We start from the raw sequence: 203 nt of genomic DNA on the forward strand, positions 1-203 counted from the left end.
CTGGCCACGTGCAGTTCTTCCCGCTTGGACTTGCCGACCTCTTCGCGCTCCTTACCACGGCGACGACGACGGGGATTGTCCGATGCCGGTGCCGCGGGGGTTGCCGCGGGAGACGCGGGGCCGGGCGCTGCCGCCGCTGCCGCAGCAGCCGCCGCGGCGCGTTCCATGGCCTCCTTGCGGGTAGCCTCCTCGACGGCCTGGCG

The 203-nt window shown here is 73.9% G+C and carries 1 protein-coding gene; it reads right to left on the reverse strand.

Annotated elements, in window-relative coordinates; genetic code table 11:
* Positions 1 to 203 (reverse strand): hypothetical protein (locus ECTPHS_RS14905; RefSeq protein WP_008933391.1); only part of this gene is annotated, 203 nt, incomplete at both ends.

This window comes from Ectothiorhodospira sp. PHS-1 (genome assembly GCF_000225005.1).
Classification (GTDB): Bacteria; Pseudomonadota; Gammaproteobacteria; order Ectothiorhodospirales; family Ectothiorhodospiraceae; genus Ectothiorhodospira.